Origin of the sequence: Pinisolibacter aquiterrae (genome assembly GCF_019160155.1) — a bacterium.
Taxonomy (GTDB): Bacteria; Pseudomonadota; Alphaproteobacteria; order Rhizobiales; family Ancalomicrobiaceae; genus Pinisolibacter; species Pinisolibacter aquiterrae.
In genome coordinates this window covers 121,728-145,510 of record NZ_JAFNIH010000044.1, presented here as the reverse complement: position 1 = coordinate 145,510, position 23,783 = coordinate 121,728, and the positions used below count along the sequence as shown (strand labels likewise).

Genomic DNA, 23,783 nt, shown 5'->3' with positions numbered 1-23,783 from the left:
GCCACCCCACCGCCGCCGGCATCCCAGGAGCGAAAGCGCCCATGGCCTCCCCCGTCTCCAGCCTCGAGGGCCGGACCCTGACCCTGGATCGCGGCGGCCGCCGGGTCCTCGCCGATTTGTCGTTTCGCGCCGTCGCCGGCCGCGCCCTGGTCGTCACCGGCGCCAACGGGGCCGGCAAGTCGACGCTCCTGCGCCTGATCGCCGGTCTGTTGCGCCCGGTCGCCGGTGACCTCGTGATCGAGGGCGGCGACCCCGATCTGACCATCGCCCAGCACTGCCACTATTTCGGCCATCAGGACGCGCTCAAGAACCAGCTCTCGGTGGCTGAGAACCTCGCCTTCTGGCGCGATTTCTTCGGCGTCGCCGACGGCACCGTCCTCGACGCGCTCGACCGGGTCGGTCTCGCCCGCCTGATTGATCTGCCCGCCGCCTATCTCTCCGCCGGCCAGCGCCGCCGCCTCGCCTTCGCCCGCCTCCTCGTCACGCGCCGCCCGATCTGGCTGCTCGACGAGCCGACCTCCGCGCTCGACGCCGCCTCCGAGGCGCGCCTGCTCGAGATCGTCGGCGAGCATCTCGACGCCGGTGGTCTGGTCGTCGCCGCGACCCATCTCGATCTCCCCTTCGCCCGCATCGACGGGCTCCGGCTCGGACCGGCGATCGTCGGAGAAGCGGCATGAACGCGCTCCTCGCCCTCTTCGCCCGCGAATGGAAGCTCGCCGTCCGCGTCGGCGGCGGCGCCCTGATGGGGGCGCTGTTCTTCCTGATCGTCGTCACCGTGGTGCCCTTCGGCGTCGGCCCCGACCTGAACCTCCTGTCGCGCATCGGCCCGGCGATCCTGTGGATCGGTGCGCTTCTCGCCACGTTGCTGTCGCTCGACCGCCTGTTCCAGGTCGATCGCGACGACGGCGGCCTCGATCTGATCCTGATGGGCGAGAGCCCGCTCGAGTTGGTCGTTCTGGTCAAATGCCTCGCCCATTGGGCGGCGACCGGCCTGCCGCTGGTGATCGCCTCGCCGCTGCTCGCGATCTTCATGAACATGGAACCGATCGCCATCGGCGCGACCACCCTGACGCTGCTGGTCGGCACGCCGGCGCTCACTTTCACCGGGGCGATCGGCGCGGCGCTGACCGTCACCTTGAAGCGCGGCGGCCTGCTGCTGGCGATCCTGGTCCTGCCGCTGACCGTGCCGGTGATGATCTTCGGCGTCTCCTCGGCGACGGCGGTGCTCTACGGCGGCATGCCCTTCACCACCCCCTTCGCGATCCTCGCCGCCCTCGGCCTCTTCGCCATGGTGCTCGGCCCGGTCGCCGCCGCCGCCGCCCTGCGTCACGCCGGGGAATGATCCCGAGCGGCCCGAAATCGTCGTCCGCGAGCCTCGTCACGCCGACTTGATCCCGCGCAAGGCGGAATACGGCGCAAGGCCGCATTGATGCCGGGCCGGTCGCGCTCTAGAAACGGGACCGAGACGACCGCCGACCGCGACACGAGGGGTGTTCCGGCCGCGGGCCTCCGTCGCGTCTGCGAGCGGGGGGCCATCATCGGGACGAGACGATGCGTCTGATCGACTACGCCAACCCGACCCGCTTCCTGGGTCTGGTCGCCAAGATCCTGCCCTGGCTCGCCGGGGCGACGATCGTCACCTTCGCGGTCGGCCTGTGGCTGGTCTTCTTCCGCGCGCCCGCCGATTATCAGCAGGGCGAGACGGTCAAGATCATGTACATCCACGTGCCCTTCGCGTGGCTGTCGATGTTCTGCTACATGACCATGGCCGCCTCGGCGCTCGGCACCCTCGTGTGGCGCCACCCGCTCGCCGACGTCTCGGCCAAATGCGCCGCGCCGATCGGCGCCGCCTTCACCTTTCTCGCGCTCGCCACCGGCTCGCTCTGGGGCAAGCCGATGTGGGGCACCTGGTGGGTCTGGGACGCGCGGCTGACCTCGGTTCTCGTCCTCTTCATCATGTATCTCGGCCTGATCGCGCTCCAGGAGACGATCGAGGACCCGCTGCGCGCCGCCAAGGCGAGCGCGGTGCTGACGCTGGTCGGCGTCGTCAACATCCCGATCATCAAGTTCTCGGTCGACTGGTGGAACACGCTGCATCAGCCCGCGTCGGTGTTCCGCATGGGCGGCTCGACCATCGACGCCTCGATGCTGGTGCCGCTCCTGATCATGGCGGTCGCCTTCTCGCTGCTGTTCGTGTGGATCCACCTGATGGCCATGCGCAACGAGATCATCCGCCGCCGCATCCGTACCATGCGGATGATCGAAGCGGCTGGAGCGGAGTGAACGCCGTGAACGCAGCGACCATCGAACGCCATCGCGAAGTGAACGCGATCGAACAACGCGGCCGAGCGGAGTGAGCGCCATGGATTTAGGAAACCACGCCGGCTTCATCCTCGCCTCCTACGGCCTCTCGATCCTCGTGGTCGTCGGGCTCTTCGCCTGGGTGGTGCTCGACGGCCGCGCCCAGCGCCGCCGGCTCGCCGAACTCGAGGCGCGCGGCGTCCATCGCCGCTCCCAGGGCCAGTCCCAGAGTCAGTCTCAGGGCATGGGCATGAGCCGCTCCGCGCAACCGACCACGGGGGATGCCCGTTGACCGAACTCGACACGCTCCCCGAGGACGCCGAGCGTCCGGCGCCGCGCTCCCGGCTGGTGGTGATGCTGCCGCTGGTGCTCTTCGCGACCCTGGCCGGCTTCTTCCTCTACAAGCTCGAGACCGGCGGAGATCCCTCGCTGCTGCCCTCGGTGCTGCTCGGCAAGCCCGCCCCCGCCTTCGCGCTGGCGCCGGTGCCGGTGCCCCTCGCCGACGGCTCGCCGATGCCCGGCCTCGCCGCCGCCGATCTGAAGGCCCCCGGCCCCGGCAAGGTCACCGTCGTCAACTTCTGGGCCTCCTGGTGCGTCGAGTGCCGCGTCGAGCACGAGACCCTGAAGCGCCTGAAGAACGACCCTCGCGTCCGCCTCGTCGGCATCGCCTACAAGGACGAGCCCGCCAACGCCGCGCGCTGGCTCACCGACATGGGCAACCCCTATGTCGCCACCGGCCTCGACGAGAACGGCCGCGTCGGCATCGACTGGGGCGTCTACGGCGTGCCGGAGACCTATGTCGTGCGCGCCGACGGCGTGATCTCCTACAAGTTCATCGGCCCGCTCTCCGACGGCGCAGTCCGCACCGTGCTCGGCCCCAAGATCGACGAGGCGCTCGCCGCCGCGAAGCCCTGATCGACACGCACTCCCCGTCCTGCGGCGCACACCGGCGCCGCCGACGATCGACGCACTTGCACAAACCCGCCACCTGGGTGAAACTTTGCCGTCGAGCCTCTCGGGGAGTTGCGTTCGATGACGAGTGTCGACGTCGTACGATTGGGACCGGATCACGCTCTCGCGCTCGCCACGCTGTTGGCCGAGCACGTTCAGGAACGGCGCGGCGGATCGCCCCCGCGCCCGGATCGCTACTGGGCGCAACAATTGCTCTGCGAACCGCGCATCGAACTCTTCGGTGCGCGCCTCGACGGCGAGTTGATCGGCGTCGCCGTCGTCCACGAGCTCACCGACTGCCTGACCGGCCGGGAGACGGGGTTGCTGGAGACGCTCTTCGTCCGGCCGCAACGACGCGGTCTCGGCGCCGGGCGCGAGCTTCTCGCCGCCGTGTCGGCCGAGGGACGCCGGCGCGCCTGGAGCCGCTTGCGCTGGATCGTCGACGAGGAGGGCGCCCGCTCCACGCTGCCCGAGCGCGTCGCCCCGACCGCCCCGGCGCGCATTCACGTGGTCCCGATCACCCGGCAGTGATCCCGCGCGACGGCGCCATGAGACACCTGGCCATGAGACACCTGGCCGTGAGACGCCGACGGCGCCCGTGAGGGCGCCGCGCGGAAACATGTCGATGATCCGAGGAACCGTCCTTCCGGTCCGGCCCTCGCGACGATCGTCGGACGGAGGCGGCCGGATCGCTCCGGCCGCTCGACCTTCGCCTCAACGGCAGACGCGGACGTGGCGGGTCTGCCAGCGCGGTCCCCACGGCGTCATGACGCGAACCCGGCGTTCCTGGGTCCAGCAATGGCGGCGCGGCGGCGGGCGCCAGCGATGCATCGGCGGCGGCGGAGCGCCCCAACCGGGACGCGGCGGCGGCGGACGATGCCAGCCCTGAGCGGCGGCCGGCCCGACGGCGCCGAGCAGAAAGGCGGCCGCGACCAGTCCGTAGAGAGTCTTTTTGTTGAAGAACGACATGGGCCCCTCCCGAGGCTCGAGGCCGGCGACGGCGGCGACCGTCGCGAGCCTCGTCGGCGTCGGGCCGCGCTCTGCGACCCTTCGCCCGAGAACCCCGCGCACGTCTGGTCGGTGACGTCGCGGCGTTCGTGAACCGATCCCGGGCCGCGAAGGCACCACGAACGGCAACGGAAGTGTGTCAGGCTCGTATCTCGCCGTCGATCCGGAAAGACACCGCTCGACTTTCGACTGAATGACCGTCCGAACTTCGGAAGATCGCGACGCCCGCATGACGGACGCCATCGATGGTGAGGTCGATCGACTGAACTCGACCTGAGGTCATCGTTCATGTCCAGTTCATGTCCGCACGAGGTGCCTCAACGGCAGACGCGCTGCTCGACCTGACGGATGCGGGGTCCCCACGGGGTCATCACCCGCATCGGACGAACCTCGACCCAGCACCGTTCGCGGTGCCAATGGGGCCGACGGCCCCACCCCCAGTCGCCGCGACCGCGATCCCAGCCCCGGCGGTCTTCCCAGCCGCCGCGATCCCAGCCGCCGCGATCCCAGCCGCCCCAGCCCTGGGCGGCGGCCGGCGCGGCGAAGCCGGCGGTGACGATCGTGGCGAGAGTGGCCAGAGCCAGAAGCGACTTGCGCGAGGAAGAGATCATGACGGCCTCCGAAGGGTCCGAGTGAGGAGCCACCGAAGCGGCGATGCCCGCTTCCGGAATGACGCCACTCTCGCACCCCCGCCCTGAACCGCTTCTGATCCGTATCTTCAGCCGACGTTCATCGAGCCGATCAGGGCCGCTCGCCCCGCATCGCGCGCGGGATCGCCCCGTCGATCCCCGCCGCCTCGCGGATGAAACGGCGCTTCAGCGCGCCGAGCCGATCGACCAGCCCGAGACCGACGTCGCGCAGCGCTCGGATCGGCGGCAGGTCGTTGGAGAAGAGCCGATTGAGCACGTCGGTGACCACGCCCATCTCGAAGGCGTCGAAGCGGCGGCGCCGCTCGTAGCCCGAGAGCACGTCGAGCCCGCCCGGATCGAGCCCGAGCCGCCGCGCGTCGACGATCGTCTCGGCGAGCGTCGCCACGTCGCGCAGGCCGATGTTGAGCCCCTGGCCGGCGATCGGATGAATGCCGTGGGCGGCGTCGCCCACCAGCGCGAACCGCGGCCGGACCCAGTCGCGCGCGAGCGTCAGGCCGAGCGGAAACGCCTTCGGCGGCGCCAGGACCTCGATCCGCCCCAACTGCCGACCGAACCGCCGCTCGAGTTCGAGCGCGAAGGTGAAGTCGTCGCCGGCCACCAGCCGATCCGCCGTCGCGCTCTTCTCCGTCCACACCAGCGACGAGCGATGGCGGCCGTCGGCGTCGTCGATCAGCGGCAGGATGGCGAAGGGACCCGAGGGCAGGAAATGCTCGACGGCGCGTCCCTCGTGTGGCCGCTCGTGCGCCACCGTCGTGACGATCCCCGACTGCCCGTAGTCCCATTTCACCACGCCGATCCCGGCGAGATCGCGCAGCCGCGACCGCACCCCGTCGGCCGCGACCAGGAGCCCCGCCGTCACCGAGCGCCCCGAGCCGAGCCCGACCGTCACCGACGTCTCGCCGGTGGTGAAGTCCACCACCCGCTCCGGCATCAGGAGATCGACCCCGGCCGCGCGGCACGCGTCGACGAGCGCGCGGACCATCACCCCGTTCGGCACCATGTGGGCGAAGGGCTCGCCCGTGTCGAGCGCGGCGTCGAAGGTGAGGAACACCGGGCGCACGGCGTCGTCGAGCCGCGAATCGGTCACCACCATGTCGACGATCGGCTGCGCCTCCACCGCCATCGGCGCCCACACCTCGAGGCTCTCGTAGAAGCGCCGCGCCGCCGCCGCGATCGCCGAGGCGCGCAGATCCACCCCCGCGTGAACCGGCGCCGGATCGATCATCGCCACCCGCAGATGCGGATCGCCGCGCTTCAACGCCAGCGCCAGCGACGCGCCCACGTGTCCACCCCCGGCGATGATCACGTCGAAGTCGAACGGCATGACGGTCTCCTCGATGGCTGGGCCGGCCCGATCGTCCTCGGGCCTCGGCGTCGCTCCCGGATCAGTCATAGTGCGCGCGCGCCACGAACGCCACCCGCGCCGCGTTCCGCGAAGATCACTGCTCCGACAGTCGCCTTGACGCGCGGCGCCGAGGGATGCGAACGCTCTCGGCAACAGCTTCACCCTTGCGGATGGGACGCTCCGATGAACGACGCCGTGGCCGGCCTCCTCGACATCCTCGACCTCGAGACCCTGGAACAGGATCTCTTTCGCGGCCGCAGCCCCCAGGTCGGCTGGCAGCGCGTCTTCGGCGGTCAGGTGGTCGGTCAGGCACTGGTGGCGGCGACCCGCACCGTGAAGGACCGTCCGGTCCACTCCCTCCACGGCTATTTCATGCGGCCCGGCGATCCCTCGGTGCCGATCGTCTATCAGGTCGAGCGGATCCGCGACGGCGGCTCCTTCACCACCCGCCGGGTGGTGGCGATCCAGCACGGCGCCGCCATATTCTCGATGGCCGCCTCCTTCCACCGCCGCGAGGACGTCGGCCTCACCCATCAGGTGACCATGCCGAGCGCGCCGCTCCCCGAGACCCTGCCGGGCGAGAAGGAACTGAAGGAACGCTTCCTCGAGGGCGCCCCCGACAACGTCCGCGCCTATTGGGAGCGCGATCGGCCGATCGAACTACGCCCGACCGATTTCGCCCATTACGTCTCCGACCAGCCGCTCGATCCGCATCAGCAGGTCTGGGTCCGCACCACCGGCCCGCTGCCCGACGATCCGGCCCTCCACGCCGCCGTCCTCGCCTATGCCTCGGACATGACGCTGCTCGACACCGCGCTCTTCGCCCACGGCCGCTCGGTGTTCGATCGCGATCTCCAGCTCGCCAGCCTCGACCACGCCATGTGGTTCCATGCCCCGTTCCGCGCCGACGACTGGCTGCTCTACGACCAGGACAGCCCCTTCTCCGGCTCCGGGCGCGGCTTCTGCCGCGGATCGCTGTGGACGCGCGACGGCCGTCTCGTCGTCTCCACCGCCCAGGAGGGCCTGATGCGCGAGGCCTCGGCGCGGACGCGCGGAACCCCCGGCTGAGGCCCCCCCCGATCGGCGCCTGCACGATAACGAGTCGTCCTGCCCGATCGCGAGTCGATCGCGCCCGCGCCGGGCCGAAATCCGGGGAGGCGAGAGTCGCGCCTTCGCGCACACGCCTCATTCTCGAGCAGTTTCCCGCGATGATTCGCCGCGTTTCGGCCATTTTTCGGCAAAGGCAGCACATTTTTTCATCAGTCGTCTCGCATCTGCGAGGAGCCACGCCGAAACGGTTCGCCGGAAGCGTCGCGGATTCGCTTGGTTTCTCAAACATTGATGCCGATTTCGGACACTTGGCACGGGTCTTGATTACAAGGCCGTGGCGTCGGTCGGGCCTCACCCGCCCGCACCTGTCTTCAGTCAGCTCCGGTCGCACCGATCGGGCGTAGGGAAACGGGAACCACCACATGAAATTCGTGATGGCCATCATCAAGCCGTTCAAGCTGGACGAGGTGCGCGACGCCCTCACCGCGATCGGCGTGCAGGGACTGACCGTGACCGAGGTCAAGGGCTACGGCCGACAGAAGGGTCACACCGAGATCTACCGCGGCACCGAATACGCGGTGAGCTTCCTGCCCAAGATCAAGATCGAGATCGCGGTCAACACCGATCAGGTCGAGAAGGTGGTCGCGGCGATCTCCTCGGCCGCCAAGACCGGCCAGATCGGCGACGGCAAGATCTTCGTCTACGGCATCGATCAGGCCGTCCGTATCCGCACCGGTGAAACCGACACCGAAGCGCTCTGAGCCCGAGAGGAGCAATCCGTATGAAGTTCGTCCCCACTCTCGACAGAGGTGTCGACGCCGCCAAGGCTTCCGCCCTCGCGCTCGGTCTGAGCCTCTTCACCGCTCTGCCGGCCTTCGCCCAGGATGCCGCCGCCACGGCCGCCGCCGCCCCCAAGGTGGACAAGGGTGACACGACCTGGATGCTGGTCTCCACCATCCTCGTCATCATGATGACCATTCCGGGTCTGGCGTTGTTCTACGGCGGCCTGGTCCGCTCCAAGAACGTGCTGTCGGTCCTGGTTCAGGTCTTCGCCGGCTTCTCGCTGATCTCGATCCTCTGGGTCGTCTACGGCTACTCGCTCGCCTTCACCGGCGCCGGCACCGCCGCCGACGCGACCGCGCTGACGCCCTTCATCGGCACGCTCGACAAGATGTTCCTCGCCGGGGTCACGACCGACAGCGTCGCCGAGACCTTCACCAAGGGCGTCTACATCCCCGAGCTGACCTTCGTCATCTTCCAGCTCACCTTCGCCGCGATCACCCCGGCCCTGATCATCGGCGCCATCGCCGAGCGCATCAAGTTCGCCGCCGTGATGGTCTTCCTGGTGGTCTGGTTCACCTTCTCCTACCTGCCCATGGCCCACATGGTGTGGTGGTGGGGCGGCCCGTCCGCGGCCGACGCTCCCTCGGGCCTGCTGTTCGGCTGGGGCGCGCTCGACTTCGCCGGCGGCACGGTCGTTCACATCAACGCCGGTGTCGCGGGTCTCGTCGCCTGTATCGTCCTCGGCAAGCGCATCGGCTTCAACAAGGACAACATGGCTCCGCACAGCCTCGTGCTGACCATGATCGGCGCCTGCCTCCTGTGGGTCGGCTGGTTCGGCTTCAACGCCGGTTCCAACCTCGAGGCCAACGGCCTGACCGCTCAGGCGATCCTCAACACCATCGTCGCCACCGCCGCCGCCGCCCTCGCCTGGATGTTCGTCGAGTGGCTGACCCGTGGTCATGCCTCCATGCTCGGCGCCGCCTCGGGTGCCGTCGCCGGCCTCGTCGCGATCACCCCGGCCGCCGGTCTCGCCGGCGCGGGTGGTGCCATCGTCCTCGGCGCCGTCGCCGGTGTGGTCTGCCTCTGGGCGGTCGTCTCGATCAAGCCGATGCTCGGCTATGACGACAGCCTCGACGTCTTCGGCGTCCACGGCGTCGGCGGTGTCGTCGGTGCGCTCGGCACCGCGATCGTCGCGGCCCCCTCGCTCGGCGGCTTCGGCGTCGGCGAATACACCATCGCCGGTCAGCTGGTCATTCAGGCCAAGGCCGTCCTGGTGTGTATCGTCACCACCGGCGTCGTCTCCTTCGTCTCGCTCTATGTGATCAAGATGATCTTCGGTCTGCGCGTCACCGAGCAGGCGGAGCGCGAAGGCCTCGACATCGCCACCCACGGCGAGCGCGCCTACAACTGATCCCGTCGATCGGCCTCGCCGATCGCCGACCGATCCGACCAGAAGACCCCCGGGTGGCTCGCCATCCGGGGGTTTTCGTTTCGTTCGGTCGACGCTTTCCACGCTGCGGATCGGCTTGGTTAACAGCCGCTTAACCGTCGACCGCTAGGCTTTGGCCGAATCTGCGAGACATCGGACCGTCATGACCGCGACCACGCCCGCCCCACATTCCGCCGCCCCCGCCGACGTCGCCTTCACGTCGCCGTTCCAGCGGCTGACCGATCTGCTCGCGCCGCACGCGCCGGGCCGGGCCCCGATCAATCTGACGGTCGGCGAGCCGCGCCATGCCCTCCCCGCCTTCGTCGCGCCGGTGATGGCCCGCGAGATCGCCGGTTTCGGCCGCTATCCGACCATCAAGGGCACCGACGCCTTCCGCCGCGCCGTCGCCGACTGGTCGGAGCATCGCTTCGGCCTCACCGCCGGCACGATCGACGTCGACCGCGGCGTGCTGCCGCTCAACGGCTCGCGCGAGGGCCTGTTCTACGCCGCGCTCGAGGCCCGCCGGCGTTGGACCGGCACCTCCGACCGCCCGGCGATCCTGTTGCCCAACCCCTTCTATCAGGCCTATGCCGCCGGTGCCGCCGCCGCCGGCTGCGAGGTCGTGATGATCGACGCCGGCCCCGACACCGGCTTCCTGCCCGATCTCGATCGCCTGCCCGAGGATCTCCTCGCCCGCACCGTCGCGCTCTATTACGCCTCGCCCGCCAATCCGCAGGGGGCGGTCGCCTCCCGCGCCGACTGGCTCCGCGCGATCGCCCTCGCCCGGCGCCACGGCTTCATGCTCTTCGCCGACGAGTGCTATTCGGAGATCTATCGCGACGGCCACCCGCCCGAGGGCGTCCTCGCCGCCGCCGCGACCACGCCGGAGGGCTTCGCCCGCGTGATCGCCTTCAATTCGCTCTCCAAGCGCTCGAACCTGCCGGGCCTGCGCTGCGGCTTCGCCGTCGGCGACGGCGACTTCCTGTCGCGCTGGGTGGCGTTCCGCAACATGGCGGCGCCGCAGGTGCCGACCCCGGTCCAGGCCGTCGCCGTCGCCGCCCTCTCCGACGAGACCCACGTCGCCGAGAACCGCCGCCTCTACGACGCCAAATTCGCCGCCGCCGAGCGCATCCTCGGCACTCGCTGGGGCTATGCCACGCCGCCCGGCGGCTTCTTCCTGTGGCTCGACGTCGCCGAACACGGCGGTGGCGAGGCGGTCGCCTTGCGGCTGTGGCGCGAGGCCGGGGTGCGCACCATCCCCGGCGGCTACCTCTCCGGCCTCGGCCTCGACGGCGCCAATCCCGGCGAGCGCTGGCTGCGCATCGCCATGGTCGAATCGCTCGCCCTCACCGAGGACGCTCTCGTCCGCATCGTCGAAACTCTCGGCTGACCACGATCGAAGGAAGTCGTCCCATGCGTTCGGCACGCCCGGCCCCCGCCCCCTACGGCCACGACACCGAGATGCGACAGGTGCTCGCCCGCAATCTGCGCGGGTTGGCCGGTCTCGCCACCTTCGCCGTGGTCGCCGCGCTCGCGGCGAGCCTCGCCACCTGGTCGGCGACCGATCCGAGCCTCTCCAACGCCACCGGCGCCCCGGTCCACAACGCGCTCGGCCACACCGGCGCCGTCGTCGCCGATCTGGCGATGCAGTTGGTCGGCCTCTCCGCCGCCCTCGCCCTCCCGCCGCTCCTGGTGGTCGGCTGGCGCCTCGTCGCCGGCAACGACGGCGGTTTCGATCGCCGCTTCGCCACCTGGTGGGCGGTCGCCCTCCTCGCCGGCTCCGGCATGCTCGGCGCGCTCCCGACCGGCGGCGGCTGGCCGCTCCCGGTCGGCCTCGGCGGTGTCGCCGGCGACATGCTGGTGCGTCTGCCGGTCGGCCTGCTCGGCGGCGGCGACTTCGCCCACGGGCTCGCCGCGCTCGGCTTCGCCGCTCTCGCGCTCTGGGCCCACCTGCGCGCCCTCGCCTGGGTCGGCCACGACGCCGCCGCCGAGGACGAGGACGACGGCGAGGAATGGGACGACGAGCCGCGCGATCGCTGGATGCCCTTCGCCATGCTCCACCACGGCGTCCTGGTCGCCCGCGCCAATCTCCTGCGCCTCGTCGGGATCCGCTCGCACACGCTCGACAATCGCCGCTACGGCTTCTCCTTCGCCCGCCTCCTCGATCGGTTCCGCCGGCCCGCCCGTCGCTGGGAGGAAGAGGACGAGTGGGACCAGCCGCCCCGCCCCTCGGTCGGCCTGCGCGCCCGCGTCGCCCCGAGCCGGGTCGAGCCCGGCTTCTCGCGCCCGCCGGCCCCCGCCCGGGTCGCCGCCGCGCCCGAGCCCGTCGCCGAGCCCGAATGGCAGGATCGCTACGAGCCCCCCTTCGCCCCCGAGGAGGAAGAGGAGCAGTGGAGCCCGCCGCCGCCGCCCCCGCCGCCGAGCGAGCGCGTCGCCGAGCCGGTCCGCGTCGATCCGCCCTCGCGCGGCCCCGCCGCCCGCGTCGACGACCGCCGCGTCGCCGTCACCCCGGCCGCCAAGCCGCCGAGCCCGTCGCGGCCCGGCGCCCGCGACGTCGGCATGCGCGGCGACGTGGTCGAGACCGCGCACGGCTATCAGTTCCCGCCGCTGTCGCTTCTCTCCGAGCCGAAGCGCCTCGGCCCCGACAAGGAACTGTCGGAAGACGTGCTTGAATCCAACGCCGGCATGCTCGAGGGCGTGCTCGACGACTTCGGCATCAAGGGCGAAGTCAATCACGTTCGCCCGGGTCCGGTCGTCACCCTCTACGAGCTCGAACCGGCGCCGGGCGTGAAGTCGTCCCGCGTCATCGGCCTCGCCGACGACATCGCCCGTTCGATGAGCGCCGTCTCGGCCCGTGTCGCCGTGGTGCCCGGTCGCAACGTGATCGGCATCGAACTGCCGAACCAGCGCCGCGAGACCGTGTTCCTGCGCGAGCTCCTCGCCAGCCGCGAGTTCGACCAGACCAAGGCCAAGCTCGCCTTCTGCCTCGGCAAGACCATCGGCGGCGAGAGCGTCATCGCCGACCTCGCCCGCATGCCGCATCTGCTCGTCGCCGGCACCACCGGATCGGGCAAGTCGGTGGCGATCAACACCATGATCGTCTCGCTGCTCTACCGGCTGACGCCGCAGCAGTGCCGCCTGATCATGATCGACCCGAAGATGTTGGAACTGTCGGTCTACGACAACATCCCCCACCTGCTGACCCCCGTCGTCACCGACCCCAAGAAGGCCGTGGTGGCACTCAAGTGGACGGTCCGCGAGATGGAGGACCGCTACAGGAAGATGTCGAAGCTCGGCGTGCGCAACATCGACGGCTTCAACGCCCGCGTCGCCGAGGCGAACGCCCGCGGCGAGGTCCTGACCCGCGAGGTCCAGACCGGCTTCCACCGCCACACCGGCGAGCCGATCTTCGAGCAGGAGGAGCTGGCGCTCGAGCCGCTGCCCTTCATCGTCGTCGTGGTCGACGAGATGGCCGACCTGATGATGGTCGCCGGCAAGGAGATCGAGGGCGCCATCCAGCGCCTCGCCCAGATGGCCCGTGCCGCCGGCATCCACATCGTCATGGCGACCCAGCGCCCCTCCGTCGACGTCATCACCGGCACCATCAAGGCCAACTTCCCGACCCGCATCTCCTTCCAGGTGACCTCGAAGATCGACAGCCGCACCATCCTCGGCGAGCAGGGCGCCGAACAGTTGCTCGGCCAGGGCGACATGCTGTTCATGGCCGGCGGTGGCCGCATCCAGCGCGTCCACGGCCCCTTCGTCTCCGACGACGAGGTCGAGAAGATCGTCGCCCACCTGAAGCGCCAGGGCGCCCCGCAATATCTCGAGGCGATCACCGCCGACGACGACGAGGCGAACCCGGACGCCGAGGCCGGCGGGGTCGAGGAATCGGCCGATCTCTACGATCGCGCCGTCGCCCTGGTGCTGCGCGACAAGAAGGCCTCCACCTCCTACATCCAGCGCCGCCTGCAGATCGGCTACAACCGCGCCGCCTCGTTGATCGAGCGGATGGAGAAGGAAGGTCTGGTCGGTCCCGCCAACCATGCCGGCAAACGTGAGATCCTGGTCGGAGAACCCGATTGAGCGTCCCGAGTTCCGCCATGGTCCTTCGCCAGGATCACGCCCGAACCGAACCCGCGTCGCGGCCCCCGCGCCATCGCGACGCCACCGCCCCCCGAGGACCCGCCCGATGCCGATGACCCGTCTTCCGACCCGCCGCGCCGCCCTCGGCCTGTCGCTCGCCGGCCTCTGCGCCGCCGCCCTGCCGACGCTGGCCCTCGCCCAGGCCAAGGGCCCGACCCGCCCGGCGACCCCCGGCGCCGGCGTCAAGCCCGGCGGCCTGACCCCGCAGCAGCGCGACGCGCTCGCCTCGATCAATCGCTATTTCAACGCGATCCGCACCATGTCCGGCGAATTCGTGCAGTTCGGCCCCGACGGCGACAAGGCCGAGGGCGAGTTCTACATGATGCGGCCCGGCAAGATCCGCTTCATCTACGCCAAGCCGTCGAACCTCGACATCATCTCCGACGGCATCGACGTGATCGTCCGCAACATCAAGCAGCAGACGCAGGATCTCTATCCGTTGTCGAAGACGCCGCTGCGCTTCCTGCTCGCCGATCACATCGACCTGACCTCGGAGGCCAACGTCACCTCGGTCAGCCTCGAGCCCGATCTGATCTCGGTGGTGCTGGAGCAGTCGACCGTCTTCGGCGACGGCCGCCTCACCATGGTGTTCGATCGCAAGTCGAACGACCTGCGTCAGTGGACGGTGACCGACGCCCAGGGCTACGATACGGCCGTGGCGATCTACAACGTCACGCCGAATCAGCCGGTCGACGAGAAGCTCTTCAAGATCGATCGCACCATCATCCGTTGACGGTCGCCTCGCACGCGTCCGCGCGTGTCCGAGAGACCTTCATGGCCCTGTCGATCGCCACCTGGAACATCAATTCGGTGCGCCTGCGCCAGCCCCTCGTCGAGCACCTGCTCGAGCGGTGGGCGCCCGACGTGCTCTGTCTCCAGGAGACCAAGTGCCCGGACGGGAGCTTCCCCACCGCCGCCTTCAGGAAGCTCGGTTGGGACCACGTCGCGATCAACGGCCAGAAGGGCTACCACGGCGTCGCGATCCTCTCGAAGATCCCGTTCCTGTCCGTGGACAAGCGCGAGTTCTGCGAGAAGGGCGACGCCCGCCACCTCGCCGTGACGCTCGACTGCGCCTCCGGCCCGGTGACCCTGCACGACTTCTACATCCCCGCCGGCGGCGACGAGCCCGATCCGGTGGTGAACGACAAGTTCGCCCACAAGCTCGCCTTCCTCGACGAGTTGAAGGCCTGGCTCGGCACGACCCCGGCGGCGACGCCCTCGATCGTCGTCGGCGATCTCAACATCGCCCCGCTCGTCGAGGACGTCTGGTCGCACAAGGCGCTGCTCAAGGTCGTCTCGCACACGCCGGTGGAGACCGAGACCTTCGAGGCGATCCGCGCCGGCGGCGCCTGGATCGACGTCATGCGCCGGGCGATCCCGGTGCCGGAGAAGCTCTATACGTGGTGGAGCTATCGCGCCGCCGACTGGTCCAAGGCCGACAAGGGACGTCGCCTCGATCACGTCTGGGCCTCGCCCCATTTCGAGGACCGCCTCGGCGGCATCGAGGTGCTGCGCGAGGCGCGCGGCTGGGACCGCCCGTCGGATCACGTTCCGGTGATCGCCCGTTTCGAGGCGTGACGCCGGTCGCGCGCCCCTCGGTCTGCGGCATTCGGGCAACGGTTGCCCGTTCCTGAGGCGGCTGATCTTTTCGCTCACTTGATGTGCAGCGCGAAGACGTTAGGATTTCCATCGAGGCATCGCGGCGAGCGATTCGACCGCGCCGCCAGCCCGGCGAGGATCGGCGCCGCCGCTCCCCCCGGGACACGACCGGAGGAACCGACGATGCCGCGCCTCTTCACCGGTCTCGAGGTTCCCGAAGATCTCGGGCTCTCGCTGTCCTTCCTGAGGGGCGGCCTTTCCGGTGCCAAATGGATCGACGTGGAGAACTACCACGTCACCCTGCGCTTCATCGGCGACGTCGACGAACGCACCGCCGACGACGTCGCCGAGGAACTCTCCCGCATCCGCCGCCCGCGTTTTCCGGTCCGGATCGAAGGCATCATGGCCTTCGGCGGCAAACAGCCCCATTCGCTGGTCGCCAAGGTCGCGCCCTCGCCGGCGCTGATCGAGCTTCAGGCCGAGCACGAACGCATCTGCCAGCGCCTCGGCCTTCCCGCCGAGCCGCGCCGGTTCACCCCGCATGTGACGATCGCCCGCTGCAAGGGCGTCTCTCACGACGCGGTGGCGGCGTGGCTGGCGCTGCGCGGCGGCTTCTCCGGCACCACCTGGACCCCGGAGCGCTTCGTGCTCTATTCGTCGAAGGCCTCGCGCGGCGGCGGTCCCTATGTGATCGAGGGCGAGTGGCCGCTGATCGAGGGACGCTCGGTCGCGCCCACCGGCCTGCGCCGGGTCGCGCCGATCGCCGCGCGTCTCCATCCCCGCTTCGCCGGCACACCGGCGTGATCGGGCAGGGAGGCTTTCGTCGCGGCCGTCAGTGACAGCCGCCGTCGCCGCAGTTCTTGGAACCGCAGGCGCCCGACGAGCACGACGAGCCGCTCGTCGGCGCCACCCGCGCCTTGAGGCTCGCCGGCAGGAACCGCCAGACGACGAAGATCGCGGCGCCGAGCACGACGCCAAGGACGATGACGGTTTCGTTCATCGCGTGAGGGCCTCCACCAGGTGATAGGTCGCGAAGGACGCCGCATAGGCGAGCGTCCCCATATAGGCGAATTGGACCGCGGGCCAAATCCATGAATTGGTCTCGCGCCGGACCACCGCCAGAGTGGACGCGCATTGCGGCGCGAACACGTACCAGACCAGGAACGACAGCGCCGTCGACAGGGGCCATTGCGCGGTGAGGATCGGCTTCAAGGCCTCGCCGACCTCGTCGCCGGTCGCCGACAGGGCGTAGACCGTGCCGAGCACGCCGACCGCGACCTCGCGCGCCGCCATGCCCGGGATCAGCGCCAGCACGATCTGCCAATTGAAGCCGATCGGCGCGAACAACGGCTCGAGGAAATGGCCGAGCCGCCCCGCCCAGGACCAGTCGATCGCCGGCCCCGTCGCCCCGTCGGGCGGCGCCGGGAAGCTCGACAGGAACCAGATCAGGATCATGATCGCCAGGATGATCGTACCGGCCCGACGCAGGAACGCGCCGGCGCGGATCCACAGACCGATCGCCACGTTGCGCGGCACCGGCCATTTGTAGTCCGGCAGCTCCATGATGAAGGGCTCGGGCTCTTCCTTCCAGATCAGCTTCTTCATGACGAAGGCGACCAGGAGCGCCGAGACGATGCCGGTCGCGAACAGCGCGAACATCGTCAGCCCCTGCAGGCCGAACCCGAAGACCCGCGCCTCCTCGGGAATGAAGGCGGCGATGATCAGCGTATAGACCGGAAGCCGCGCCGAACAGGTCATCAGCGGCGCCACCATGATGGTGGCGATCCGGTCGCGCCGATTCTCGATCACCCGCGCCGCCATGATGCCGGGAATGGCGCAGGCGAAGGAGGAGAGCAGCGGGATGAAGGCGCGGCCGTGGAGACCCGTGCCGGCCATCAGGCGATCCATCAGGAACGCCGCCCGCGCCATGTAGCCGAAATCCTCGAGCAGGATGATGAAGAAGAACAGGATGACGATCTGCGGCAGGAACACCAGCACCGCCCCGACGCCGGCGATCACGCCGTCGACGATCAGACTGCGCAGCATGCCGTCCGGCAGAACCTCGCCGACCATCCGGCCGAGGCCGTTGATCATCGCCTCGATCGCGTCCATCGCCGGCGCCGCCCAGGTGAACACCGCCTGGAACATCAGGAACAGCACCGCCAGCAACACCAGTACGCCCCAGACCGGATGCAGCAGCACCGCGTCGAGCCGGCGCGTCAGCTTCTCGTCGCCGGGATGGAAGGCGCAGTCCTTGAGGATCCGCGTCGCGGTCGCGTGCGTCGCCCGGATCTCCTCGGCGTTCGGCTCGCGCCAGCCGTGCGGACGCGGATCCGCCGCCTCGAGCGGCATCCGGTCGATCGCCTCCAGCAGTTCGGTGATGCCGCCCTTGCGGATCGCCACGATCGGGACGACGGGAATGCCGAGTTCGGCCGAGAGCCGCGCCGCGTCGATGCGCCCGCCCTGCTTCTCGACCTGATCCATCATGTTGAGCGCCAGCACCATCGGCCGGCCGACCGACATCAGCTCGATGACGAGCCGCAGCACCAGACGCAGGTTGGTCGCATCCGCGACACAGACCACCGCGTCGGGGATCGCCTCGCCCTTCTGCAGTCCGAGCACGACGTCGCGGGTGACGATCTCGTCGGGGCTGCGACCGCGCAAGGAATAGGTTCCCGGCAGATCGAGCACCTTCACCGACTTGCCCCCGGGCGTGACGAAGGCGCCTTCCTTGCGCTCGACCGTGACGCCGGCGTAGTTGGCGACCTTCTGGCGCGAGCCGGTCAGGGCATTGAACAAAGCCGTCTTGCCCGCGTTGGGGCAGCCCACCAACGCGATTTCCGGAACATGCGTGGTGGTCATGGGATCACTCGGCCGCGGTGACGAGGATCACGTCGGCGTCGCGCCGCCGGAGCGCGACCGTGGTGTCGTCGACCCGAACGGCGATCGGATCGCGCCCGATCGGCCCCTCGTGCATCAACTCGACCCGGGCGCCCTCGACGATGCCCATCTCGAGGAGCCGCCGCTCCAATTCGCTCCAGGCGATCGAGTGATCGCCCGACGGCGCGAGCCCGGAGACCCAACCCGACCAGCCCTTGGGGCGACGGCCGAGACGATGGACCTCGACGGAGGAATCCAGAGTGGCGGGCTCGATGGTGGGGATCATGGGCGGCATCCCGTTGGCGACTGTTTCAGAGATAACGAATGTGACAAGCACTCGCAATAAGTAGATTCCGTCAGGTCTCCTGTCGGAGTTCCGACAAGCCTCGAGAACCCCAAGCAATTTGCGCGCCGAACAGCGGCGGGACGGTGGCGCCCGCGAACGAAATCGGGGCCGCCTCGCGAGAGACGGCCCCGATCGATGTCGAACCTCGGCCGGCACGCGCCGGGAGCGGACCGGCTCAGGCGCCGGACTTGCCGAAACGCTTGCGCTCGATCGGGTCGAGATAGATCTTGCGCAGACGGATCGACTTCGGGGTCACTTCCATCAGCTCGTCGTCCTGGATCCAGGCGAGCGCGCGATCGAGCGTCATACGGATCGGCGGGGTGAGCTTCACCGCCTCGTCCTTGCCGGCGGCGCGGATGTTGGTGAGCTGCTTGCCCTTGAGGACGTTGATCTCGAGATCGTTCTCGCGGGTGTGCTCGCCGATGATCATGCCGCGATAGACCTTGGTGCCCGGGTCGATCATCATCGGCCCGCGATCTTCCAGCTTCCACATGGCGTAGGCGACCGACTCGCCCTGATCGTTGGAGATCAGCACGCCGTTGCGACGGCCGGCGATCTCGCCCTTGTGCGGCGCATAGGCGTGGAACAGCCGGTTCATGATCGCGGTGCCACGGGTGTCGGTCAGCAGTTCCGACTGATAGCCGATCAGGCCGCGGGTCGGCGCATAGAAGACGAGCCGCAGACGATTGCCGCCGGACGGCCGCATCTCGATCATGTCGGCCTTGCGCTCGGCCATCTTCTGCACGACGACGCCGGAATGCTCCTCGTCGACGTCGATCACGACCTCCTCGATCGGCTCCAGCGTCTCGCCGGTCGTCTCGTCCTTCTGCATGACCACGCGCGGACGCGACACGGCCAGTTCGAAGCCCTCGCGACGCATGGTCTCGATCAGCACCGCCAGCTGAAGCTCGCCGCGACCGGAGACGTAGAACGAATCCTTGTCGGCCGACTCCTCGATCTTCAGCGCGACGTTGCCCTCGGCCTCCTTGAGCAGACGGTCGCGGATGACGCGGCTCGTCACCTTGTCGCCCTCGGTGCCGGCGAGCGGGCTGTCGTTGACCAGGAACGACATGGTCACGGTCGGCGGGTCGATCGGCTGAGCGACCATCGGCTCGGTCACCGAGAGATCGCAGAACGTGTCGGCGACGGTGCCCTTGGTCAGGCCGGCGATGGCGACGATGTCGCCCGCCTCGCCGAGATCGATCGGCTGACGCTCGAGGCCACGGAAGGCCAGGATCTTGGAGACGCGGCCGGTCTCGAGGACGGTGCCGTCGTGATGCAGGACCTTGATGGTCTGGTTCGGCTTGACCGTGCCCGAGGTGATGCGGCCGGTGACGATGCGCCCGAGGAAGGGATTGGCCTCGAGAATGGTGCCGATCATGCGGAACGGGCCTTCCTCGACGGTCGGCTCCGGCACGTGCTGGAGCACGAGGTCGAGCAGCGGCTTCATGCCGTCGGTCTGCGGACCTTCCGGCGAATGGGCCATCCAGCCGTTGCGGCCCGAACCGTAGAGGATCGGGAAGTCGAGCTGGTCCTCGGTCGCGTCGAGGGCGGCGAAGAGGTCGAACACCTCGTTGACCACGTCCTGGGCGCGGGCGTCCTGACGGTCGACCTTATTGATCGCGACGATCGGCCGGAGACCGACCTTCAGCGCCTTGCCGACCACGAACTTGGTCTGCGGCATCGGACCCTCGGCGGCGTCGACGAGAACGATCGCGCCGTCCACCATGTTGAGGATGCGCTCCACCTCGCCGCCGAAGTCGGCGTGGCCGGGCGTGTCGACGATGTTGATGTGGGTGTCCTTCCAGACGATCGAGGTCGCCTTGGCCAGGATGGTGATGCCGCGCTCCTTTTCGAGATCGTTGGAGTCCATCACGCGCTCGGCCACGCGCTGGTTCTCGCGATAGGTGCCGGACTGCTTGAGGAGCTCGTCGACCAGCGTGGTCTTGCCGTGGTCGACGTGCGCGATGATGGCGATATTGCGGATCTTCATGGGAACGCCTGCCGGTTACGGGGTTCGTGCGCGCTCTGCGCGCGCCCGCCCGCGTGTATCTCTTGTGAACCTTCACGGATTGCGCCGTCTCTAACCTTTCCGGCCGTTTTTCGCAAGCGCGAGGGACGATCGGCGAGAAAGGCTCCTCACCTCTCACATCGTCGTGACGAAAGAACGACCGACTCGACAAGTGATATGGATCCCTTATTTTATGCTTCCCGAATGAATTGAGACCCTCCCATGACCCCGACCCAGGAGGAGCCGATCGGCCTCCTCTTCTCCGACGTCGCCCGCCTGTTCTGGCGGCGGCTCGAGGCCGCGCTGCGCGCCGCCGACCTCGACTTCACCGCCGCCGAGATGCGGGTCCTCTCCACCCTGATCGGTCATCCCGGCCTGCGTCAGGCGGCATTGGCCGAGCGGCTCCACATCGAGCCGATGACGCTCGTCGGCCATCTCGATCGCCTGGTCGCCAAGGATCTGGTCGAACGCCGCGCCGATCCCGACGACCGCCGCGCCAAGCAGATCTTCCCGACCCCGATCGGAGAGGCGACGCTCGCCCGCATGCGCGAGGTCTCCGAGACGGTGCGCGCCGCCCCCATGCTCGGCTCGACGCCGGAGGAGATCGAGACGTTGCGCCGGCTCCTGATCCGGGTCCGCGCCAATCTCGTGGCCTTGCCGGAGGCCGGTCGATGACCACGCCCGACGCCCCCACGCCGCGCATGTCGACCGCGCGCGCCGCCGTCATCGGCGCGCTCCTGACCGCGCTCGGCTCGATCTCCATGGCGCTCTACACGCCGGCCATGCCGACCCTCGTCGGCGTCTTCGACACCACGATGGCCATGGTGAAGACGACGTTGACCGCCTATTTCGCCGGTTTCGCCGTCGCCCAGCTGGTCTGCGGCCCCCTCTCCGACGCCTTCGGGCGGCGGCCGATCACCTTCCTCTTTCTCGCGCTCTACGGCCTCGGCGGCCTCGCCGCCCTGTTCGCCCCGACCGTCGAGATCCTCGTCGCCGCCCGCCTCCTCCAGGGCATCGGCGCCGCCGTCGGCATCTCGGTGTCGCGCGCCGTCGTCCGCGATCTCTTCAGCGGCCAGGAATCGGCGCGGGTTCTGAACGCCATCGGCATCGTCCTGTCGATCGGCCCGGCGATCGCCCCGACGCTCGGCGGCGTCGTGCTGTCGATCGCCGGCTGGCGGGCGATCTTCGTGGTGATGGTGGTGATCGCGGTCGCCGCCGTCGCCGTGGTGCAGATCTTCCTGCCGGAGACCAATCGGGCGCCCGACCGCGACCTCGCCCGTCCGACCCGCGTGATGTCGACCTATGCCGGCCTCGCCGTCGATCCGCGCTTCCTGCGGCCGGCGCTGACCCTCGGCGTCTCGGTCGGCTCGATCTACGCGCTCGGCACGCTGCTGCCCTTCGTGCTGATCGGGCGCGTCGGCATGGATCCGACCCTGTTCGGCCTCGGCATGCTCGCCCAGACCGGCTCCTATTTCCTCGGCGGCCTCACCGCCCGCAAGCTGATGAACCGGATCGGCGCCGAGCGGCTGGTCCTGCCCGGCCTCGCCGTCGCCGCCGTCGGCGCCTGCGGAACGCTCCTGCTCGAACACGTGGTCGATCCGAGTTGGGCGACGGTGATGGCGCCGATCGCCGTCTATGCCTTTTCGATCGCCCTGGTCATCCCGGCGCTGACCACCGCCGTCCTCGCGCCCTTCCCCAAGGTGGCGGGATCGGCCTCCTCGCTGCTCGGCTTCGTGCAGATGGGATCGGGCTTTCTCGGCGGTCTCCTCGGCGCCCTCTTCGTCGACCCGGTGATCGCGCTCCAGGTGGTGTTCCCGGCCATGCAGGCTCTCGCGCTGGCCACCTTCCTCTTCGTCCCGCGCCGCTGAGAGACGGAGAAACGAAGAGGGCGGGACCCCGTCGGGATCGCCGCCCTCTCGAACATCGTCGCGGAGGATGCGCTCACACGCCCATGCGGTTCTTGCGACGGCCGAGCGTGCGCAGGCGCAGCGCGTTGAGCTTGATGAAGCCGGCGGCGTCGCGATGGTCGTAGGCGACCTTGCCTTCCTCGAAGGTGACCAGCTCCTGGTCGTAGAGCGAATAGGGCGAACGGCGGCCGGTGACGCGGACGTTGCCCTTGTAGAGCTCGAGCCGGACGTCGCCGGTGACGGCTTCCTGGCTCTTGTCGATCAGCGCCTGCAGCATCTCGCGCTCGGGCGAGAACCACATGCCGTTGTAGACCAGCTCCGCGTAGCGCGGCATCAGCTCGTCCTTGAGATGGGCCGCGCCGCGATCGAGCGTGATCGATTCGATGCCGCGATGCGCCTGCAGCAGGATGGTGCCGCCGGGGGTCTCGTAGACGCCGCGCGACTTCATGCCGACGAAGCGGTTCTCGACCAGATCGAGCCGGCCGATGCCGTTGTCGCGGCCGAGTTCGTTGAGCTTGGTGAGCAGCGTCGCCGGGCTCATCGCCACGCCGTCGATGGCGACCGCGTCGCCCTTCTCGAAGGTGACGGTGATCTCGGTCGCCACGTCCGGCGCGTCCTTGGGCGAGATCGTCCGCATGTGGACGTATTCCGGCGGCTCGATCCACGGATCCTCGAGCAACTTGCCCTCCGAGGAGGAGTGCAGGAGGTTGGCGTCGACCGAGAACGGCGCCTCGCCACGCTTGTCCTTGGCGATCGGGATCTGATGCTTCTCGGCGAAGTCGATCAGGGCCTCGCGCGACTTGAAGTCCCACTCGCGCCACGGCGCGATCACCTTGATGTCGGGCTCCAGCGCATAATAGCCGAGCTCGAAGCGGACCTGATCGTTGCCCTTGCCGGTGGCGCCGTGGCAGACCGCGTCGGCGCCGACGGCGCGCGCGATCTCGATCTGGCGCTTGGCGATCAGCGGCCGCGCGATCGAGGTGCCGAGCAGGTAGAGGCCCTCGTATTCGGCATTGGCGCGGAACATCGGGAAGACGTAGTCCCGAACGAACTCCTCGCGCAGATCGTCGATGAAGATCTCCTTGATGCCGAGCATCTCGGCCTTCTTGCGCGCCGGCTCCAGCTCCTCGCCCTGACCGAGGTCGGCGGTGAAGGTGACGACTTCGCAGCCGTAGGTCACCTGCAGCCACTTCAGGATGATCGAGGTGTCGAGGCCACCGGAATAGGCCAACACCACCTTCTTGACGTTCTCCACGGCCATTCGGACGGTCCTCTGGATTGCTTGAGCGAAAGGGCGAAATTCGGCCGGCACTCTAGCCGGAACGCGCTTCGGCGCAAGACCGGACGAGGGCCGACCCGCCATGCCCGAACGCGACC

The 23,783-nt window shown here is 69.2% G+C and carries 24 protein-coding genes; 16 read left to right on the top strand and 8 right to left on the bottom strand.

The window, feature by feature from the left end; genetic code table 11:
• Window positions 1-41 precede the first annotated feature (41 nt).
• The 6 genes from ccmA to J3S89_RS19465 all read left to right on the top strand — a co-directional run bounded on the left by ccmA (window position 42) and on the right by J3S89_RS19465 (window position 3,783).
• Window positions 42-677: a heme ABC exporter ATP-binding protein CcmA gene (gene ccmA, locus J3S89_RS19490; protein ID WP_217929883.1), complete on the top strand. Its 636-nt coding sequence runs from the start codon at window positions 42-44 to the stop codon at window positions 675-677.
• Window positions 674-1,342 carry a heme exporter protein CcmB gene (gene ccmB / locus J3S89_RS19485; RefSeq protein ID WP_217929874.1) on the top strand — a complete coding sequence of 223 codons (669 nt, stop codon included), beginning with the start codon at window positions 674-676 and terminating at the stop codon, window positions 1,340-1,342. Before ccmA ends, ccmB begins: the two co-directional genes overlap by 4 nt.
• Window positions 1,343-1,551: 209 nt before the next feature.
• The gene (locus J3S89_RS19480) at window positions 1,552-2,283 is read left to right on the top strand and encodes a heme ABC transporter permease (protein ID WP_217929872.1); all 732 of its coding nucleotides are present in this window, start codon (window positions 1,552-1,554) and stop codon (window positions 2,281-2,283) included.
• 79 nt (window positions 2,284-2,362) lie between these two features.
• Window positions 2,363-2,593 (top strand): heme exporter protein CcmD, encoded by a 231-nt coding sequence (ccmD, locus tag J3S89_RS19475; protein ID WP_217929870.1) that lies wholly within the window; start codon window positions 2,363-2,365, stop codon window positions 2,591-2,593.
• Entirely contained in the window at window positions 2,590-3,216 is a 627-nt protein-coding gene (locus tag J3S89_RS19470) for a DsbE family thiol:disulfide interchange protein (protein ID WP_338019805.1), read from the top strand. The genes ccmD and J3S89_RS19470 overlap by 4 nt, the downstream gene beginning before the upstream one ends.
• Window positions 3,217-3,333: 117 nt before the next feature.
• Complete coding sequence (locus J3S89_RS19465) at window positions 3,334-3,783, top strand: GNAT family N-acetyltransferase (RefSeq protein WP_217929868.1); 450 nt, start codon at window positions 3,334-3,336, stop codon at window positions 3,781-3,783.
• A 183-nt stretch (window positions 3,784-3,966) separates the two neighbouring features.
• On the opposite strand, the gene J3S89_RS19460 is transcribed toward J3S89_RS19465, so the two are convergent.
• The 3 genes from J3S89_RS19460 to J3S89_RS19450 all read right to left on the bottom strand — a co-directional run bounded on the left by J3S89_RS19460 (window position 3,967) and on the right by J3S89_RS19450 (window position 6,234).
• A complete protein-coding gene (locus tag J3S89_RS19460) occupies window positions 3,967-4,221 on the bottom strand; it encodes a hypothetical protein (protein WP_217929858.1) in 255 nt (84 codons plus the stop codon).
• Between the two features lie 356 nt (window positions 4,222-4,577).
• On the bottom strand, window positions 4,578-4,871 hold the full coding sequence (locus tag J3S89_RS19455) for a hypothetical protein (protein ID WP_217929856.1): 294 nt from the start codon (window positions 4,869-4,871) through the stop codon (window positions 4,578-4,580).
• 130 nt (window positions 4,872-5,001) lie between these two features.
• Window positions 5,002-6,234, bottom strand: a complete 1,233-nt coding sequence (locus J3S89_RS19450) for a ubiquinone biosynthesis hydroxylase (RefSeq protein WP_217929855.1) — start codon at window positions 6,232-6,234, stop codon at window positions 5,002-5,004.
• A 204-nt stretch (window positions 6,235-6,438) separates the two neighbouring features.
• On the opposite strand from J3S89_RS19450, the gene tesB reads away from it, so the two are divergent.
• From tesB to thpR, 8 genes are all read left to right on the top strand, one after another.
• The gene (gene tesB, locus J3S89_RS19445) at window positions 6,439-7,323 is read left to right on the top strand and encodes an acyl-CoA thioesterase II (RefSeq protein WP_217929853.1); all 885 of its coding nucleotides are present in this window, start codon (window positions 6,439-6,441) and stop codon (window positions 7,321-7,323) included.
• Window positions 7,324-7,727: 404 nt separating this feature from the next.
• The gene (locus J3S89_RS19440) at window positions 7,728-8,066 is read left to right on the top strand and encodes a P-II family nitrogen regulator (protein ID WP_217929851.1); all 339 of its coding nucleotides are present in this window, start codon (window positions 7,728-7,730) and stop codon (window positions 8,064-8,066) included.
• Between the two features lie 20 nt (window positions 8,067-8,086).
• Window positions 8,087-9,499, top strand: a complete 1,413-nt coding sequence (locus J3S89_RS19435) for an ammonium transporter (protein ID WP_217929842.1) — start codon at window positions 8,087-8,089, stop codon at window positions 9,497-9,499.
• A 181-nt stretch (window positions 9,500-9,680) separates the two neighbouring features.
• Entirely contained in the window at window positions 9,681-10,907 is a 1,227-nt protein-coding gene (locus J3S89_RS19430; protein ID WP_217929840.1) for an aminotransferase class I/II-fold pyridoxal phosphate-dependent enzyme, read from the top strand.
• A gap of 23 nt (window positions 10,908-10,930) precedes the next feature.
• Window positions 10,931-13,603: a DNA translocase FtsK gene (locus J3S89_RS19425; RefSeq protein WP_217929838.1), complete on the top strand. Its 2,673-nt coding sequence runs from the start codon at window positions 10,931-10,933 to the stop codon at window positions 13,601-13,603.
• Window positions 13,604-13,715: 112 nt separating this feature from the next.
• Window positions 13,716-14,396: an outer-membrane lipoprotein carrier protein LolA gene (locus tag J3S89_RS19420; protein WP_230489142.1), complete on the top strand. Its 681-nt coding sequence runs from the start codon at window positions 13,716-13,718 to the stop codon at window positions 14,394-14,396.
• A 41-nt stretch (window positions 14,397-14,437) separates the two neighbouring features.
• Window positions 14,438-15,241: an exodeoxyribonuclease III gene (locus J3S89_RS19415; RefSeq protein WP_217929829.1), complete on the top strand. Its 804-nt coding sequence runs from the start codon at window positions 14,438-14,440 to the stop codon at window positions 15,239-15,241.
• A gap of 204 nt (window positions 15,242-15,445) precedes the next feature.
• On the top strand, window positions 15,446-16,066 hold the full coding sequence (gene thpR, locus J3S89_RS19410; protein ID WP_217929823.1) for an RNA 2',3'-cyclic phosphodiesterase: 621 nt from the start codon (window positions 15,446-15,448) through the stop codon (window positions 16,064-16,066).
• 28 nt (window positions 16,067-16,094) lie between these two features.
• Here thpR and J3S89_RS19405 read toward each other — a convergent pair whose 3' ends face one another.
• The 4 genes from J3S89_RS19405 to typA all read right to left on the bottom strand — a co-directional run bounded on the left by J3S89_RS19405 (window position 16,095) and on the right by typA (window position 20,481).
• Complete coding sequence (locus tag J3S89_RS19405) at window positions 16,095-16,262, bottom strand: hypothetical protein (protein ID WP_217929813.1); 168 nt, start codon at window positions 16,260-16,262, stop codon at window positions 16,095-16,097.
• Window positions 16,259-18,124, bottom strand: coding sequence for a ferrous iron transport protein B (gene feoB, locus J3S89_RS19400; RefSeq protein ID WP_217929811.1), 1,866 nt, complete (start codon window positions 18,122-18,124; stop codon window positions 16,259-16,261). The genes J3S89_RS19405 and feoB overlap by 4 nt, the downstream gene beginning before the upstream one ends.
• Window positions 18,125-18,128: 4 nt before the next feature.
• A complete protein-coding gene (locus J3S89_RS19395; RefSeq protein WP_217929809.1) occupies window positions 18,129-18,428 on the bottom strand; it encodes a FeoA family protein in 300 nt (99 codons plus the stop codon).
• A 235-nt stretch (window positions 18,429-18,663) separates the two neighbouring features.
• Window positions 18,664-20,481, bottom strand: coding sequence for a translational GTPase TypA (gene typA / locus J3S89_RS19390; RefSeq protein ID WP_217929807.1), 1,818 nt, complete (start codon window positions 20,479-20,481; stop codon window positions 18,664-18,666).
• Window positions 20,482-20,721: 240 nt separating this feature from the next.
• Here typA and J3S89_RS19385 point away from each other — a divergent pair, with 240 nt between their 5' ends.
• Together J3S89_RS19385 and J3S89_RS19380 are read left to right on the top strand one after the other, a co-directional pair.
• The gene (locus tag J3S89_RS19385; protein WP_217929799.1) at window positions 20,722-21,174 is read left to right on the top strand and encodes a MarR family winged helix-turn-helix transcriptional regulator; all 453 of its coding nucleotides are present in this window, start codon (window positions 20,722-20,724) and stop codon (window positions 21,172-21,174) included.
• Window positions 21,171-22,367, top strand: a complete 1,197-nt coding sequence (locus tag J3S89_RS19380) for a multidrug effflux MFS transporter (RefSeq protein WP_230489141.1) — start codon at window positions 21,171-21,173, stop codon at window positions 22,365-22,367. The genes J3S89_RS19385 and J3S89_RS19380 overlap by 4 nt, the downstream gene beginning before the upstream one ends.
• Before the next feature lie 73 nt (window positions 22,368-22,440).
• Here J3S89_RS19380 and J3S89_RS19375 read toward each other — a convergent pair whose 3' ends face one another.
• Window positions 22,441-23,667 (bottom strand): argininosuccinate synthase, encoded by a 1,227-nt coding sequence (locus J3S89_RS19375; RefSeq protein WP_217929797.1) that lies wholly within the window; start codon window positions 23,665-23,667, stop codon window positions 22,441-22,443.
• Window positions 23,668-23,783 lie beyond the last annotated feature (116 nt).

Coding starts and splice junctions, on each gene's coding strand:
- ccmA (WP_217929883.1), top strand. CDS start 42: ATGGCCTCCCCCGTCTCCAGCCTCGAGGGCCGGACCCTGACCCTGGAT.
- ccmB (WP_217929874.1), top strand. CDS start 674: ATGAACGCGCTCCTCGCCCTCTTCGCCCGCGAATGGAAGCTCGCCGTC.
- J3S89_RS19480 (WP_217929872.1), top strand. CDS start 1,552: ATGCGTCTGATCGACTACGCCAACCCGACCCGCTTCCTGGGTCTGGTC.
- ccmD (WP_217929870.1), top strand. CDS start 2,363: ATGGATTTAGGAAACCACGCCGGCTTCATCCTCGCCTCCTACGGCCTC.
- J3S89_RS19465 (WP_217929868.1), top strand. CDS start 3,334: ATGACGAGTGTCGACGTCGTACGATTGGGACCGGATCACGCTCTCGCG.
- J3S89_RS19460 (WP_217929858.1), bottom strand. CDS start 4,221: ATGTCGTTCTTCAACAAAAAGACTCTCTACGGACTGGTCGCGGCCGCC.
- J3S89_RS19455 (WP_217929856.1), bottom strand. CDS start 4,871: ATGATCTCTTCCTCGCGCAAGTCGCTTCTGGCTCTGGCCACTCTCGCC.
- J3S89_RS19450 (WP_217929855.1), bottom strand. CDS start 6,234: ATGCCGTTCGACTTCGACGTGATCATCGCCGGGGGTGGACACGTGGGC.
- tesB (WP_217929853.1), top strand. CDS start 6,439: ATGAACGACGCCGTGGCCGGCCTCCTCGACATCCTCGACCTCGAGACC.
- J3S89_RS19440 (WP_217929851.1), top strand. CDS start 7,728: ATGAAATTCGTGATGGCCATCATCAAGCCGTTCAAGCTGGACGAGGTG.
- J3S89_RS19435 (WP_217929842.1), top strand. CDS start 8,087: ATGAAGTTCGTCCCCACTCTCGACAGAGGTGTCGACGCCGCCAAGGCT.
- J3S89_RS19430 (WP_217929840.1), top strand. CDS start 9,681: ATGACCGCGACCACGCCCGCCCCACATTCCGCCGCCCCCGCCGACGTC.
- J3S89_RS19425 (WP_217929838.1), top strand. CDS start 10,931: ATGCGTTCGGCACGCCCGGCCCCCGCCCCCTACGGCCACGACACCGAG.
- J3S89_RS19420 (WP_230489142.1), top strand. CDS start 13,716: ATGACCCGTCTTCCGACCCGCCGCGCCGCCCTCGGCCTGTCGCTCGCC.
- J3S89_RS19415 (WP_217929829.1), top strand. CDS start 14,438: ATGGCCCTGTCGATCGCCACCTGGAACATCAATTCGGTGCGCCTGCGC.
- thpR (WP_217929823.1), top strand. CDS start 15,446: ATGCCGCGCCTCTTCACCGGTCTCGAGGTTCCCGAAGATCTCGGGCTC.
- J3S89_RS19405 (WP_217929813.1), bottom strand. CDS start 16,262: ATGAACGAAACCGTCATCGTCCTTGGCGTCGTGCTCGGCGCCGCGATC.
- feoB (WP_217929811.1), bottom strand. CDS start 18,124: ATGACCACCACGCATGTTCCGGAAATCGCGTTGGTGGGCTGCCCCAAC.
- J3S89_RS19395 (WP_217929809.1), bottom strand. CDS start 18,428: ATGATCCCCACCATCGAGCCCGCCACTCTGGATTCCTCCGTCGAGGTC.
- typA (WP_217929807.1), bottom strand. CDS start 20,481: ATGAAGATCCGCAATATCGCCATCATCGCGCACGTCGACCACGGCAAG.
- J3S89_RS19385 (WP_217929799.1), top strand. CDS start 20,722: ATGACCCCGACCCAGGAGGAGCCGATCGGCCTCCTCTTCTCCGACGTC.
- J3S89_RS19380 (WP_230489141.1), top strand. CDS start 21,171: ATGACCACGCCCGACGCCCCCACGCCGCGCATGTCGACCGCGCGCGCC.
- J3S89_RS19375 (WP_217929797.1), bottom strand. CDS start 23,667: ATGGCCGTGGAGAACGTCAAGAAGGTGGTGTTGGCCTATTCCGGTGGC.